The 13,149-nt window shown below is 66.2% G+C and carries 16 protein-coding genes and 1 other RNA gene; 10 read left to right on the top strand and 7 right to left on the bottom strand.

What is annotated here, in order from left to right; all coding sequences use genetic code 11:
• A partial coding sequence (locus tag CH290_RS05865) for an aldehyde dehydrogenase family protein (protein ID WP_249277803.1) occupies window positions 1-253 on the bottom strand: 253 nt, incomplete at its 3' end.
• Window positions 254-372: 119 nt separating this feature from the next.
• Here CH290_RS05865 and CH290_RS05870 point away from each other — a divergent pair.
• From CH290_RS05870 to CH290_RS05885, 4 genes are read left to right on the top strand one after another with little or no spacing between them, the layout of a single operon-like run.
• Window positions 373-1,266 (top strand): LysR family transcriptional regulator, encoded by an 894-nt coding sequence (locus tag CH290_RS05870; RefSeq protein WP_033188532.1) that lies wholly within the window; start codon window positions 373-375, stop codon window positions 1,264-1,266.
• Window positions 1,267-1,288: 22 nt separating this feature from the next.
• Window positions 1,289-1,966 carry a GAP family protein gene (locus CH290_RS05875; protein WP_020111944.1) on the top strand — a complete coding sequence of 226 codons (678 nt, stop codon included), beginning with the start codon at window positions 1,289-1,291 and terminating at the stop codon, window positions 1,964-1,966.
• A 25-nt stretch (window positions 1,967-1,991) separates the two neighbouring features.
• Entirely contained in the window at window positions 1,992-2,414 is a 423-nt protein-coding gene (locus tag CH290_RS05880) for a hypothetical protein (protein WP_230594089.1), read from the top strand.
• A gap of 42 nt (window positions 2,415-2,456) precedes the next feature.
• On the top strand, window positions 2,457-2,705 hold the full coding sequence (locus CH290_RS05885; RefSeq protein WP_019666017.1) for a hypothetical protein: 249 nt from the start codon (window positions 2,457-2,459) through the stop codon (window positions 2,703-2,705).
• A 4-nt stretch (window positions 2,706-2,709) separates the two neighbouring features.
• On the opposite strand, the gene CH290_RS05890 is transcribed toward CH290_RS05885, so the two are convergent.
• Window positions 2,710-3,273 carry a hypothetical protein gene (locus CH290_RS05890; protein WP_033188533.1) on the bottom strand — a complete coding sequence of 188 codons (564 nt, stop codon included), beginning with the start codon at window positions 3,271-3,273 and terminating at the stop codon, window positions 2,710-2,712.
• Window positions 3,274-3,602: 329 nt separating this feature from the next.
• Between CH290_RS05890 and CH290_RS05895 the strand changes: the two genes are divergently transcribed.
• Window positions 3,603-4,586 (top strand): cobalamin biosynthesis protein, encoded by a 984-nt coding sequence (locus CH290_RS05895; protein WP_033188534.1) that lies wholly within the window; start codon window positions 3,603-3,605, stop codon window positions 4,584-4,586.
• Here the strand turns inward: CH290_RS05895 and CH290_RS05900 are convergent.
• Genes CH290_RS05900 through CH290_RS05910 form a run of 3 tightly spaced genes read right to left on the bottom strand, consistent with a single transcriptional unit; the run spans window position 4,527 to window position 6,720 of the window.
• Complete coding sequence (locus CH290_RS05900; RefSeq protein WP_020111948.1) at window positions 4,527-5,516, bottom strand: SURF1 family cytochrome oxidase biogenesis protein; 990 nt, start codon at window positions 5,514-5,516, stop codon at window positions 4,527-4,529. The two genes, CH290_RS05895 and CH290_RS05900, sit on opposite strands and share 60 nt — an antisense overlap.
• A gap of 33 nt (window positions 5,517-5,549) precedes the next feature.
• Entirely contained in the window at window positions 5,550-6,038 is a 489-nt protein-coding gene (locus tag CH290_RS05905; RefSeq protein WP_254924975.1) for a low molecular weight protein-tyrosine-phosphatase, read from the bottom strand.
• On the bottom strand, window positions 6,025-6,720 hold the full coding sequence (locus CH290_RS05910) for an HAD-IA family hydrolase (protein ID WP_019666011.1): 696 nt from the start codon (window positions 6,718-6,720) through the stop codon (window positions 6,025-6,027). The genes CH290_RS05905 and CH290_RS05910 overlap by 14 nt, the downstream gene beginning before the upstream one ends.
• Window positions 6,721-6,823: 103 nt before the next feature.
• Between CH290_RS05910 and cobC the strand changes: the two genes are divergently transcribed.
• From cobC to CH290_RS05930, 4 genes are read left to right on the top strand one after another with little or no spacing between them, the layout of a single operon-like run.
• Entirely contained in the window at window positions 6,824-7,882 is a 1,059-nt protein-coding gene (cobC, locus tag CH290_RS05915) for an Rv2231c family histidinol phosphate aminotransferase CobC (RefSeq protein ID WP_033188536.1), read from the top strand.
• Window positions 7,879-9,024, top strand: coding sequence for a Nif3-like dinuclear metal center hexameric protein (locus CH290_RS05920; protein WP_033188537.1), 1,146 nt, complete (start codon window positions 7,879-7,881; stop codon window positions 9,022-9,024). Before cobC ends, CH290_RS05920 begins: the two co-directional genes overlap by 4 nt.
• Window positions 9,025-9,067: 43 nt before the next feature.
• A complete protein-coding gene (locus tag CH290_RS05925; RefSeq protein ID WP_026347932.1) occupies window positions 9,068-9,805 on the top strand; it encodes a zinc ribbon domain-containing protein in 738 nt (245 codons plus the stop codon).
• A complete protein-coding gene (locus CH290_RS05930; protein ID WP_026347931.1) occupies window positions 9,793-10,887 on the top strand; it encodes a bifunctional RNase H/acid phosphatase in 1,095 nt (364 codons plus the stop codon). Before CH290_RS05925 ends, CH290_RS05930 begins: the two co-directional genes overlap by 13 nt.
• Here CH290_RS05930 and CH290_RS05935 read toward each other — a convergent pair.
• Both CH290_RS05935 and CH290_RS05940 read right to left on the bottom strand, forming a co-directional pair.
• Entirely contained in the window at window positions 10,876-12,120 is a 1,245-nt protein-coding gene (locus tag CH290_RS05935; protein ID WP_019666006.1) for an SLC13 family permease, read from the bottom strand. The two genes, CH290_RS05930 and CH290_RS05935, sit on opposite strands and share 12 nt — an antisense overlap.
• Window positions 12,117-12,638 carry a DUF1697 domain-containing protein gene (locus CH290_RS05940; RefSeq protein WP_019666005.1) on the bottom strand — a complete coding sequence of 174 codons (522 nt, stop codon included), beginning with the start codon at window positions 12,636-12,638 and terminating at the stop codon, window positions 12,117-12,119. Before CH290_RS05940 ends, CH290_RS05935 begins: the two co-directional genes overlap by 4 nt.
• Window positions 12,639-12,690: 52 nt before the next feature.
• Between CH290_RS05940 and rnpB the strand changes: the two genes are divergently transcribed.
• An RNA gene (gene rnpB / locus CH290_RS05945) (RNase P RNA component class A) lies at window positions 12,691-13,132 on the top strand.
• Window positions 13,133-13,149: the final 17 nt, after the last annotated feature.

Raw genomic sequence — 13,149 nt, forward strand, 5'->3', positions numbered from 1 at the left:
CGGCGAGTTCGCCTTTTTTCTTGTTGAGTAGTTCGCGGAAGTTGAAGAGGATTTGGGTGCGTTTGGCGAGGGAGGTGTCGCGCCAGGCGGGGAAGGCGGCTGCGGCGGCGTCGATGACGGTGCGTGCGTCGCCGAGGTTGGCGAGTGCGAGCTGGCCGGTGACCTCGCCGGTGGCGGGGTTGGTGACCGGTGCGGTGGTGGTGGAGGTACCAGCGAACGGCTTGTTGTCGTACCAGTGCGAAATTGTGCTCACGAAAAGGGTTCCTTCGTCTCGGCGTTGTGACATCCACCTTGTCTCGCAAGTTTGCGCTAGTCAAAGGCCAATATCGCAGTGGCGCGTGCAAAAATGCACGACGCTGATAGCCTCGTCGGGTGTTCACTGCCGACCACCTGCTCTACTTCCTCGAAGTGTCCCGTCACGGCCGCCTCAACGAGGCCGCGAAGGCGCTGGGGGTCGACCACACCACCGTCGGTCGACGGATCACGAGCCTCGAGAAATCGGTCGGTCAGCGACTGTTCGATCGCACTCCTGCGGGATGGCGTCTCACCGAAGCCGGCCGACGACTGGTCGGGTACGCGGAATCCGTCGAGTCGACCTTGATCGCTGCATTCGAGGATCAGACGTCCAGCGTCGGCTCGCTCAGCGGGTCGGTTCGTATCGCCGCACCGGACGGATTCGGTGCGTTCGTGTTGACGCCCAACCTCACCACGCTGCGCCGGAAGCATCCCGACCTCGACGTCGAACTGGTCACGGCGACGGAGCACAACACCTTGAACACAAGGGAATTCGACGTCGCGATCACGTTGGAACAACCGTCGCCGCGGTTCGTCGTGTATCGGAAGCTCGCGACGTACTCGTTGTATCTGTACGCGACCGAGGAGTACCTGCAGTCCCATCCGAGAATCTCCACGAGCGACGATCTGCGAGAGCACACGCTCATCTGGTACGTCGGCGCCCTCCTCGACGTGGCTCCGCTGCGGATACTCGATTCGTTTCTGACCGACGGACGAGCGCAGATTCAGACCAACAACATCACCGGTCACTGGCTCGCCGCGCGCAGCGGTCTCGGGATCGCGCCGTTGCCCAGCTACATCGGAGAACCGGACGACACCCTCGTCCGCGTGGCCGGAGAACAGTTCTCGATCGACCGGACGTACTGGGTCGCAGTACCGCGCGAACTGGCAGGGCTGGCGAGAGTCAAAGCCGTCGACGAACTGCTTCGTGCGGTCGTGGCGGACGCGGCTCATCTCCGATCGGACGGGTGAGCGTGTATAGGCTGAGACCGACATGATCACGTTGTTCGCTGCGCTGACCGGGTTTGCACTTCTCGATTCCCTGGATGTTCTTCTGATCGGTCTGACCGCCGCGATCGCGTACGACGCCCGGATGCACAGGCGTTCACCGCTTCGAACCGGATCGGCTTTTCTCGGCGGAGTCTTCGCCGCCACGACGGCCTTCGGAATACTGGCTGTGCTCGGGATAGATTTTCTCTCCCGCATCGTCGATTTCGAGCTCACCCCGACCGTTCGGTACTGGGGCGAGGCTGCGATCGGTGCCACCTTGATCGTTCTGGCGTGTATGCCACGATCCTCGCGTCCGCCGCCGGCGTGGACGGCTCGCTTCCGGGCGAGTGTGCCGCTCCTGGCGACGACGGGATTTGCCATCGGAATCGTCCAGGCTCCTACTGCCGTACCGTATCTGGCCGGCCTCGCGATGATATCCGCGTCCGACCCGTTGCCGGCCGCGTGGCCCGTCGTCATCGTGCTCTATTGCCTCCTCGCGCTCGGTATTCCGGCGGCGGTCCTCGCATTGTCGATGGGGCGCAGTCCGTCTGCTCGTCGACGCTATCGATCCGTGGTGCGCGCTCTGACGGCCTATGGCCCCGCGACCGTGCGAGTGGTGTTCGCGGTGATCGGCTCGGTCCTCGTGATCGATGCGCTGGTTCATCACACACATCTGTGGTGAGCAGGCGGTCGGTAAGGTGGTTGCAGTGGATATCACGCGGTGGCGCAGCCGACTTCCGGTGAGGCGTCCGTCCGACGGTGAGATCGTGGGCTGGACAGTCTCGGAGAACTACGACGAGAGCTGTGTCGACGCAGTCAATCCCGTCGGCCACCTTCTCGCACAGAGCCTCCCGGTCGACGACGCCGCGGATGTATTGCTGGAGCAAGGCCTTTCGTCGTTGTCGAATCCGGTGTGGGGCCGCGCGCCCGTGCCGGTGCTCGCTCACACCGACCTCCTCGATCCGGCCGAGACCTGGACGTGGCGACGGTTCCTGCTGGTTCAGCTCGACGACACCCGCGTCTGGATTCGCCCCGCGTATCCCAGCTGGGACGAGCGGAGGGTGGAACTGGCGTTGCATCTGCCGATCGACGACGTGCTGGTCACCGATCCTCCACCCGGGCACGAGTGACTTCAGCGGCGCGCACCGCGCCGTTTCGCCTACGGTGTAGGCATGACTGTGGAAGATTTCGGTGGCCGCCGCACACTGTCCGCCGAGGAATTGCTGGTTCTGGTCGGAGATTACGCACTCGTGGACGAAACCGGAGAGCAGCGCGGACGGATCGAGTCCGTAGCGCAGGAGGGCTTGTCGGTGGTGCTCACGGTGACCGAGGAGGCCGGCCCGGCCGTTGTGTCCCTCACTCCCGAAGAGCAGGTCACCGTCGAGCCCTACGACGGTGGAAAAGCGCCCGTGGTGCCCTGACAGATCAGACCTGGGGCGATGCAGCCTGGGCAGCACTTCGCTTCTGCGCGCGACGCCTGCGTCCGCGAACGATCAAGAACGCCAAGGCAGCGAACAGGACGACTGCGATGATCGCGCCGAGTGCGGTGGCTCCACGGAAGCCGGGAGCCTCGGTGTCGAGGGTGCGCTCTCCTGCATGTGCAGCATTGCTGCTTCCGAGCACGATGGACAGTGTCAGCAGGTTCGGCACAGCAGCGGCGACGGCCAGAACTATCGAGACGATCGCGGTGACCTTGCCGCCGCGCTTCTTCCTGACGCGCCACGCCGCGGTGAAGAACAGCAGCGGCACGAGAGTGGACAGGATCCCGAAGACGAGGCCCCAGAAGATGCCTTTGCTGAACGCCTGATCCGACAGGTTGGCAACCCTGATGCTCCACCATCTCGGGAGGAATGCGGACAGGACGAGGTAGGCGATCACGAGCGCGACCACCGCGACCGCGACGACGATTGCCTTGTTGACCCAACTCGGTCGCCCCGTGGTGGTCGCTGCTGGTGTGGACTCGCTCGGGAATCCGCCTTCTACGGTCATGTGGTCGATCCTAGCCTCGGTTCTGTTCGGTGACCGTTGACACATGTGACGGCCCCCTCATCTGCATTTTCTTCTCTCTACCCGTCGGTAACAATCAAGATCATCAGGGCCCGACAGCGGGCTCTCTCGGCGATCCTTGGGGGACACCATGGCAATGATCTTGATGGCAACGGTCGGTTTCGTCGGCATCGCAGCTGCGATGCTTCACTCGGGTCGCGATCTCGAGTTCAACAATCGCCAGATGGCAAGCGTGTACAGGTCGCGCTGGGCCTGACAATTCCCGCACCCGGGCGCGCGGATGGGTCGAGAGCTTCGCTACCGTCGCTTCCATGACCTTCCGCTGGACGCGATGGGACAGTCGCGGTGCCGGCTTGGTGCTCGGGCTCGGTCTCGACCTGGCGCTGGCCGATCCTCGTCGGTATCACCCGGTCGCCGGGTTCGGTAGTGCGGCAGCGGCGCTCGAACGGCACACCTACCGTGACGCCCGAGCAGCCGGTGCAGTCCACACAGTCCTCCTTGTGAGTGCCGTCGTCGCCGCCGGGTCGGTGGCGACGACGGCTGCTGCCCGGCGTGGCGTTCTCGCGGAGGTCGCACTGACGGCCGTGGCGACGTGGACCGCACTGGGTGGAACATCGTTGGCACGGAAGGGTTCCGCGATGTCCGAGCACCTCCGCCACGACCGGATCGATCAGGCACGGGCCCTGCTTCCGTCGTTGTGCGGGCGCGATCCCAGTGTCCTCGACGCCGACGGTCTCACACGTGCCTCGGTCGAATCCGTAGCCGAGAACACTTCGGATGCGACTGTGGGAGTGGTGTTCTGGGGTGCGGTCGCCGGAGTCCCCGGAATCCTCGGGTACCGCGCGGTCAACACACTGGACGCGATGATCGGCTATCGCTCGCCGCGGTATCAGCGGTTCGGATGGTTCGCCGCACGCCTCGACGACGTGACTAACCTCGCGCCGGCGCGAGTGACCGGGGTGGTGACGGCCGTTCTCGCCCCGCTCGTCGGCGGACGAACAGCCGACGCCGTGCGGGCCTGGCGGTTTGACGCCTCGCGTCACCCGAGCCCGAACGCGGGCGTGGCGGAAGCCACGGCAGCGGGCGCACTCGGAATCAGTTTGGGCGGGCGAACCGAGTACACGCACGGCGTCGAGATCCGCCCGACCCTCGGCGACGGCAGACATCCGCTACCGGCGGACCTGGACCGCGCGGCGCGCCTGTCTACTCTGGTCCAGATCGGTGCGACGGCTGTGTCAGCGGCCCTTGCCGTAGCGATCGGCAAGGCGGGCATCCTGCGCGGTCCTCGTCGATGACGCGGACTTCGCCCGCGACTTCCGTTCCCGGCGCGTCGGGAGGGTGAACTCGGGCTCCGGATCCGCCACCGTCGGTGCTGAGGAGTCAGGCGCAGGGGAGTCGGGCGCTGGGTAGTCACGCACGGTGGAATCAGGCAGAGGACTGTCCGGTTCGGGAACCAGCCGATCGTCGTCCGTCGGGTCCGCGAGATCACGGTTCGTCGCCTTGCGGCGTTCACGCCACTCGGCTCGGACGAAATAGGCGAGGCCCAGCGGTGCCATGATTCCGAACGCCAGCCATTGGAGGCCGTAGGACAGGTAGGGGCCGGAATCGGTCTGCGGCAGTTCGATCACGCCCAAGCCGCCCGGTTGGGCGTCGTCGAGCTGCAGGTATCCCTGCACGGGAGTGACGGAAAGGGCGGTCCCGATCTGGTCCGGGTTGATGTTGTAGACCTGGATGTGCCCGGCTTCCTCGATGGGCTCACGGGAGGTTCCCTCGGCTCGTCTGATGCGTGCGTCGAGCGTCACCTCACCGGTCGGAGCCGGCTCGATCGTCGGTGGCTGAGTTCCCTGGACCGGCAGCACGTACCCCCGGTTGACGAGGATCGTCTCCCCGCTGTCCAGGCGGAACGGGGTGATCACCTCGTACGCAGGTTGTTCGCGAATGCTGCGCAGTCGGACCAGCACTTCCTTGTCCGATTCGTAGGCGCCGGTGGCGACGACTCGACGCCATTCGTCGTCGTCGGCGAAGCCCGTGGGTGTCAGCAGCTCCTCGAGCGCTACGGGCTCGGCGTCCACGGACTGGTTGATCAGATCGTTTCGGTGCGACGTCGACGTGTTCTTGCCGAGCTGCCACGGCGCCAGCACCGTGAAGCACAGGTAAGCGAACAGGGCGACGACAGCAGCAACCGCCAACCAACCCGGACGCAGCAGAAATCGGAGCCTTCGCACGACAACTACGGTAGCGGCTCGCCCGACATCGATCTACGACGCCTCGTCGGAGACGGCGTTCTCGGTCCAACTCACCAACCCGGGCATGGCCGATTCGATCTGTTCGCGGACTGTGGTGAACGCGTCGTCCGACGAGTAGTACGGGTCTGCGACGGACTCGTCGTCCGCATCGTCGTCGAAGGATCTGAGCAGTGCGATCCGGTCGGCGGGTGCACCGAGACGCAGTAGTTCGCGAACGTGACCGGAGTCGAGGGCGACCAGCAGATCGGCGCCGAGGTGATCGTCGTTGACCTGTGCGGCTTCGTGGTCGCTGTCGTAACCGTGCGCGTCGAGCTCGGCAACGGTGCGCGGGTCGGCGCCCTCGCCCTCGTGCCACCCGTCGATGCCTGCACTCGACACCCGTACCGATTCCAGCCCCGCCTCCCGCAGGTGCTGCTCGAAGATCTTCTCCGCCATCGGTGACCGGCAGATGTTGCCGGTGCAGACGAACGTCACGTGGAGGGTGGGCTTACGTGTTGTCACCGAGCACCTTCGCCAGTTCGTCCATGGTCGTCACGGTGAACGCGGCGTCGTCGTTCTCACCCGCGATTCCGTAACCCCAGTCCACGTAGATCGCCGGAATGCCGAATCGAGCGGCGCCGTGCACGTCGTGATCACGATCCCCGACCATGAGGACGCCCTGGGTCCCGCCGGCCGACGCCTCGGTCGCCGTGATGCCCAGGTTGCGCAGCGAATGCGCGATCACGTCGGGCTTGGCGCGACGGGTGCCGTCGTTGCTCGCCCCTCCGATGAACTCGAAGTACTCGGCCAGTCCGAAGTGATCCAGAATCCGGTGCGCGAACCGCTCGGACTTGGACGTGGCCACTCCGAGTCGAACCCCTCGACTCTTCAACTCTGCCAACACCGGCTCGATACCCTCGAACACCGTGTTCTCCGCCCAGCCCTTGGCGTCGTATCGTTCGAAGTACGCGGCAAGCGCCCTCTGGGCGACGTCGTCGGGAAGCCCCATCGCGCCGAAAGTGTCGATCAACGGTGGCCCGATGACCAGGGCGAGTTGCTCCTCCGTCGGCTCGGGTCCGTCGACCGCGGCGAGTGCGTGCCGGAAGCCCGCGAGGATGCCCGGTGCGGAATCGGTGAGCGTGCCGTCGAGGTCGAACAGCACCACCGTGGCTCGCGGACTGCGCGCGGCGTCGAGATTTGTCATGACAAAACCATATCGGTTGGTGGCCGGGCCTTCGCATGCTCCACTCGCGGCCGGGGCGGGATACGCTCGTGGGTAACGAAAGGACAGGGAAGAATTGGACGCGATGTCGCTTCTCCGTCACCACGGTGACGCCGAAGTGGGAGCTGGACTGATCGATTTCGCAGTCAACGTCCAAGGAACAGGCCCACCTCGTTGGCTCAGCGAACGGCTGAGCCGATCGCTGGATTCGCTCGGCTCCTACCCGTCCGCCGACGCCGACCTGCGCGCGCGGGAAGCCGTCGCGCACAGACACGGCCGAGCCCCGGAAGAAGTCCTTCTGCTCGCCGGAGGTGCGGAGGGGTTCGCGATGCTGCCACAGCTGAAACCACGGCTGGCTGCACTGATCCATCCGTCGTTCACCGAGCCCGAACTCGCGTTGCGCCAAGCAGGCATACCCGTCCGACACGTCGTGTCGGCTCCGCCGTTCCAGCTGGATTCCAGCGCGGTTCCCGAGGACGCAGACATGGTGGTCGTCGGTAACCCGACCAACCCGACCTCGGTGCTGCACGAGCGACACTCGATTCTGGGTCTGCGTCGCCCCGGACGCATCGTCGTCGTCGACGAAGCCTTCGCCGACGCAGTGCCCGGTGAAGCCGAGTCCGTTGCCTCCGACTCCCTCGACGATGTGCTGGTGCTGCGCAGTCTCACCAAGACATGGGCGCTCGCCGGACTGCGGTGCGGATACGCGCTGGGGCATCCGGACGTCCTCGCCGAACTCACCGTCGGGCGGGCGCACTGGCCGCTCGGAAGTCTGCAGATCGAGGCCATCGAAGCGTGCAGCGAACCGGACGCCGTTGCGTCGGCCGAAGCCAGGGCATCGGTCATCGCAGCCGAACGCGAGGACATGACGCGACGTCTGACCGCGCTCGGGATCGATGTGCACGGGCCCGCGCGCGGACCGTTCCTGCTTCTGTCCGTTCCGGACGCGGAGGGGGTGCGTCGGCGGTTGCGTGACCACGGTGTCGCGGTTCGCCGGTGCGACACCTTCCCGGGACTGGCGCCGGGTCACCTGCGGGTGGCCGTTCGCCCGTCCGCGCAGGTGGATGTCCTCGTCGATGCCCTGACGAAATCTTTGCCGAAGAATTCACCGCCACAGCACGCACGATCGAAAGGTGAACAGTGACAGTCCTTCTCGCCGACGTCATCGCGGTACTCGAGGCGCATTATCCGCCGCGGCTCGCCGAGAGCTGGGATTCGGTCGGATTGGTGTGCGGTGACCCGGCCGATCGCGTCGGCACAGTTCTCTACGCCGTCGACGCGACCGAGGAGGTCGTCGCCGAAGCCATCGACATGGGCGCCGACCTACTGGTGGTGCACCATCCACTCCTGCTCCGCGGCGTGGACACCGTCGCCGCGAACACACCCAAGGGCGCACTCATCCACCGTCTCGTCAAGGCCGGGTGCGCACTGTTCACCGCGCACACCAATGCCGACAGCGCCAACCCAGGCGTGTCCGACGCCCTGGCGGATGCGCTCGGCGTGACACACACGCGCCCCCTCGATCCGATCGACGGACCGCGAGTGGACAAGTGGGTCGTGTTCACTCCGACGTCGCACAGCGACGCCGTCAGGGACGCGCTGTTCGACGCCGGCGCAGGAGCGATCGGACGGTACAGCCGTTGCAGCTGGAGCACCCGAGGGCTCGGCCAGTTCCTGCCCGGCGTCGGATCGACGCCGGCGATCGGCGACCACGGTGTGCTCGAGAAAGTCGACGAGGACCGCATAGAGGTGGTGGCGCCTGCGTCGAAGCGGGCGGACATTCTGGACGCCGTGACGCGAGCACACCCGTACGAGGAACCGGCGATCGACGTGTTCGAGGAAGTCAGGCTCCCGAGCTGCACGGGCCTCGGACGGATCGGGGTGCTGGACAGACCCACCACCTTGCGCGAGTTCACACGAACAGTGCGCGCGGTGTTGCCGGAGACGGTGTGGGGTGTACGGGCGGCAGGCGATCCCGACACCGAGATCCGCACGGTCGCGCTGTGCGGGGGAGCGGGCGACGGCTATCTGAGTGCAGTGACATCCCTCGGAGCCGACGTCTACGTCACCTCGGACCTGCGGCATCACGTCGTCGACGAGCACCTTCGCGCCGGAGGCGCAGCCGTGGTCGACGTCGCGCACTGGGCGTCGGAGTGGCCGTGGTGCGAGCAGGCCCGACACATCGTCGACGCAGAGTTCGGCGACGAGGGGGGATGGAGCAGCCGCGTCAGTACCCGCAGGACCGATCCGTGGACAGTGGGTTCGGTGGACGATCGGAGCCGGTAGGCTTGGCCGAATATTTCTTCCATAGTCGCAGGAGTCATCACGCGTGAATGTCGATCCCCGAGTGCAGGCCTCACTTCTCGAACTGGCCGCAGTGGACACCGAGCTGACGCAGATCTCGCACCGTCGTAAAAGTCTTCCCGAGCAGGCCGAGGTGGAGAAGCTCGAGGCCGAGCGCATCGCCCGCAAGGACGCAGCCGTCACGGTCCAGATGGCGATGGACGACCTCGACCGTGACATCAAGAAGCTCGAAGGCGAGGTCGACGCGGTCCGCCAACGTGAAGACCGCGACCGCTCGCTCCTCGACAGCGGCACCGTCGCAGCGAAACAGATGTCCGAGCTCCAGCACGAACTCGCCAGCCTCGAACGTCGGCAGGGAATCCTCGAAGAGGAACTTCTCGAGGTCATGGAGCGGCGCGAGGCGTCGGAGACCGATTACAACCACGCCGGGGCGCAGCTGACCCAGATCGAGGACGAGCTCGTCGACGCCGGACGTCGGCGAGACGACGCCGTGGCCGATGTCGATTCCGCGGAGCAGCGCGCCACCGCACGGCGATCGGAACTGGCGAGCACGTTCCCGGACGAGCTGTTGGCGGTCTACGAGAAGCAGCGCGCTCTCACCGGCCGCGGCGCCGCGCTACTGCAGGCCCGACGCTGCGGCGCCTGCCGGATCGAACTCGATCGAGGCGAGATCTCGCGCATCGCGGCGAAGCCCGCCGACGAGCTGGTGCGATGCTCGGAGTGCAACGCCATTCTGGTGCGCACCAAGGAATCCGGTCTGTGAGGGTTGTCGTCGAGGCGGACGGTGGATCTCGGGGCAACCCGGGCCCGGCAGGGTACGGCGCCGTGGTGCTGTCCGCCGACCGCTCCGAGGTGCTCGCAGAACGCCGTCTCGCGTTGGGCGTCGCGACCAACAACGTCGCCGAGTACCGCGGCCTCGTCGCCGGGTTGACTGCTGCAGGCGAGGTCGGTGCGCGCGAGGTCGACGTGCGGATGGATTCCAAGCTCGTCGTCGAGCAGATGTCCGGGCGCTGGAAGGTCAAGCACCCGGACATGATTCCGCTCAACCGTGAGGCCGCCGACCTGGTCCGCGGTTTCGACCGCGTCACGTTCCAGTGGATTCCACGGGCACAGAATTCGCACGCGGACAGGTTGGCGAACGAGGCGATGGATGCCGCGGCCGACGGTCGGGAACTGGAGCCCCCGAAGGACCGCGATGTCAAGCCGGCCGCACCCGGATGGACCGGAGCGACGGGTGAGCCCACGCGGCTGCTTCTGCTGCGGCACGGACAGACTCCGCTGTCGGTGGAGCGTCGCTACTCGGGCCGAGGAAACCCGCCACTGACCGAGATCGGCGAGGGTCAGGCGGCCGCAGCGGCCGCCCGTCTGGCGCAGCGAGACGACATCGCGGCCATCGTCGCCTCGCCGCTGGGCCGGGCGCAGCAGACGGCAGGCGCGCTCGCCCGGAAGGTAGGCCTCGAGGTCTCCACGCTGGACGAACTGACCGAGACCGACTTCGGTGACTGGGAAGGCCTCACGTTCAAGGAAGCGTTCGAGAAGTACCCGGACGTCCACCAGAAGTGGCGCGGTGACACCTCGGTCGCCGCACCGGGAGGCGAAAGCTTCGACACCGTCCTGGAGCGGGTCACCGTGGCCCGCGACAAGCTGGTCGCGTCGTACGCGGGGTCGACGGTCGTCGTGGTCAGCCACGTGACCCCGATCAAGATGCTGCTGCAGCTCGCTCTCGATGTCGGGCCGTCGTTGCTGTACCGGCTGCATCTGGATCTCGCGTCGCTCAGCATCGCCGAGTTCTATCCCGACGGCGGTGCCTCGGTCCGACTCGTCAACGACACGTCATATCTGTAGGGCGAGCCAGAGGGCGGCGACGGCACCGAGGATCGTCAGCGGTGTGCTGATCAGACCGAGGACGGTGAAGGTGCGCAACGACGCCGGTTCGTCGTGTGCCGCGCCGACCTTGCGCCACAACATGATCGCGAGCGAGCCCACGTAGGTCAGGTTGGGCCCGAGGTTGACGCCCACGACCATCGCGAGAAGCAGACCGGGGGGAGCGGACGAGCCGAACGCGGCGAGCAGCATCAGCGTCGCGGGCAGATTGTTGACGACGTTCGACGCGACCGCTGCGATGGCGGCGGTCGTCAACAGGCCGAGGAACGACGCCTCGCCGGGCAGGATGCTCGCGAGCCAGTCGCCGATAGGCCCTGCCGTGACGCCCTCGACGACAATTCCCAGCAACAGCACGAATCCGCAGAATGTGAGGTCGGCGGCCCGCAGCATGCGCGACGGCACGGTGTAACCCTGCTTCAGTGCGGGCACGGCGAGAGCGCACGCGCCCACGGCCGCGACCCAGAACGGTTCGACGTGGAAGAACCCTGCCACGGCGAAGCCCAGCAACGTTGCGCCCAGAACCACCAGCGCCGCCGTGGGCGCGACGATGGGTTCCGTCACCGAGTGCTGCTCGGATCGCGTGGCACCGTGCCGAAGGTCGGCGCGGAAGAACACCCAGAACACCGCGAACTCGATCACGATCGACACGATCCACGGCAGCGCCATCAGCGCGGCGAAATGCACGAACGTCAGGCCCGTCGCGGTGAACGCCAGAAGGTTCGTCAGGTTCGACACCGGCAGCAACGTCGACGCGGAGTTCGACAGGTGCGCTGTCGCATAACTGTGCGGCCGAGGCGACATACGCAGAGCCCGCGCCGCGCCGATCACCGCCGGCGTCAACAGCACGACAGTCGCGTCGAGGCTCAGCACGGCTGTGGTGACGGCGGCGGCCACGAACACCGAACCGAGAAGCCGATGCGGATTGCCGCGGGCAGATCTGCCCATGATCGAAGCCGTCCACCGGAAGACACCCAGTGCGTCGGCGAGATGGGCGAGAACGAGGATGAACGCCAGGAACACGACGGTCGGGAGCAGTTCCAGCACCTGCGAGCGTGCGTCGGACAGGGTGACGAGCCCGAGCAGTAGTGCCGCCACTGCGGCCGGGAGTGCCGCGACGATCTCCGGCAGACCGCGGGGCCGGACGATCGCGAAGATCAGCACCGCCGCAACGAGTGCGGCCGCTACGACGCTCACGCCAGCATCTTGACGAGGGTGCGTAGGTTCCGGGTAGTGGTGGTGGGCTTGTACTTTGCTTTCGCCGTGAACTTTCCGACGATGCTGTCGGTGGTGTTTCCTTTCACGACCTCCCAGTAGACGACGCCCCGGCCGAGGGAGACGCGCTCGAGCTGCGGATCGAGCGTTTCGGCCGTCCGCGCCAGTTCCGCGAGATGCTCGTCGTTGTTGCCGAAGATCACGTACGGGTGCCAACCGTCGCGTTCGGCGTCGAACGGATAGTCGTCGACGATGGCGCTCAGGGTGGCCGGATCGAGGACGATCACCCACGCCTCGTATCCGAATGTGTCGGCGAGGGTCTTCTCGATCGCGGGCTTCAGTTCCGCGGGGGAGAGCGGCGACGACAGCAGCACGTTGCCGGTCGCGAGGACCGTACGCACCGGCTCGAACCCGGCCTGCGAGAGCGCCTGGCGAAGGTCGACCATCTTGATGTTGATTCCGCCGACGTTGATTCCGCGCAGCAGGACGACGTGATCCATGAGGTGAACTCTAGTTCCAGCCGTACGACCGGGTAGAGTTCCATCCTGCGAACGAGTCGGTTGGACGGCTGCGGCACGGGGAACTGGCGGAGCGATTCCGCCAAGCTTCGAGCCGAGGAAAGTCCGGACTCCACAGAGCAGGGCGGTTGCTAACGGCAACCCGAGGTGACTCGCGGGACAGTGCCACAGAAAACAGACCGCCCGCGCTCGTTCTGTCTTCGGACAGCACGACGCGGGTCAGGGTGAAACGGTGCGGTAAGAGCGCACCAGCACCCCAGGTGACTGGGGTGGCTAGGTAAACCCCGCCCGGAGCAAGGTCGAAGGTCGCATTCCCTCGGGAGTGCGACTGCGCAGGTGTTCGAGGGCTGCTCGCCCGAGCCTGCGGGTGGACTGCTCGAGGTACCCGGCGACGGTGTGCCCAGATGGATGGTCGTCGTTCCGTCCCGTTTCGGCGGGCCGGTTCACAGGATCCGGCTTACATGCCGACTCGTTCGCACCTAGGCTTGCTCTC

Origin of the sequence: Rhodococcus sp. 06-156-4, assembly GCF_002259345.1 — a bacterium.
Lineage (GTDB): Bacteria > Actinomycetota > Actinomycetes > Mycobacteriales > Mycobacteriaceae > Rhodococcoides > Rhodococcoides fascians_E.

What these genes read in the sequence shown, in the direction of transcription:
- CH290_RS05875 (WP_020111944.1), top strand. Translation starts at nt 1,289, where the DNA reads ATGATCACGTTGTTCGCTGCGCTGACCGGGTTTGCACTTCTCGATTCC.
- CH290_RS05895 (WP_033188534.1), top strand. Translation starts at nt 3,603, where the DNA reads ATGACCTTCCGCTGGACGCGATGGGACAGTCGCGGTGCCGGCTTGGTG.
- CH290_RS05890 (WP_033188533.1), bottom strand. Translation starts at nt 3,273, where the DNA reads ATGACCGTAGAAGGCGGATTCCCGAGCGAGTCCACACCAGCAGCGACC.
- cobC (WP_033188536.1), top strand. Translation starts at nt 6,824, where the DNA reads ATGTCGCTTCTCCGTCACCACGGTGACGCCGAAGTGGGAGCTGGACTG.
- CH290_RS05910 (WP_019666011.1), bottom strand. Translation starts at nt 6,720, where the DNA reads ATGACAAATCTCGACGCCGCGCGCAGTCCGCGAGCCACGGTGGTGCTG.
- CH290_RS05885 (WP_019666017.1), top strand. Translation starts at nt 2,457, where the DNA reads ATGACTGTGGAAGATTTCGGTGGCCGCCGCACACTGTCCGCCGAGGAA.
- CH290_RS05940 (WP_019666005.1), bottom strand. Translation starts at nt 12,638, where the DNA reads ATGGATCACGTCGTCCTGCTGCGCGGAATCAACGTCGGCGGAATCAAC.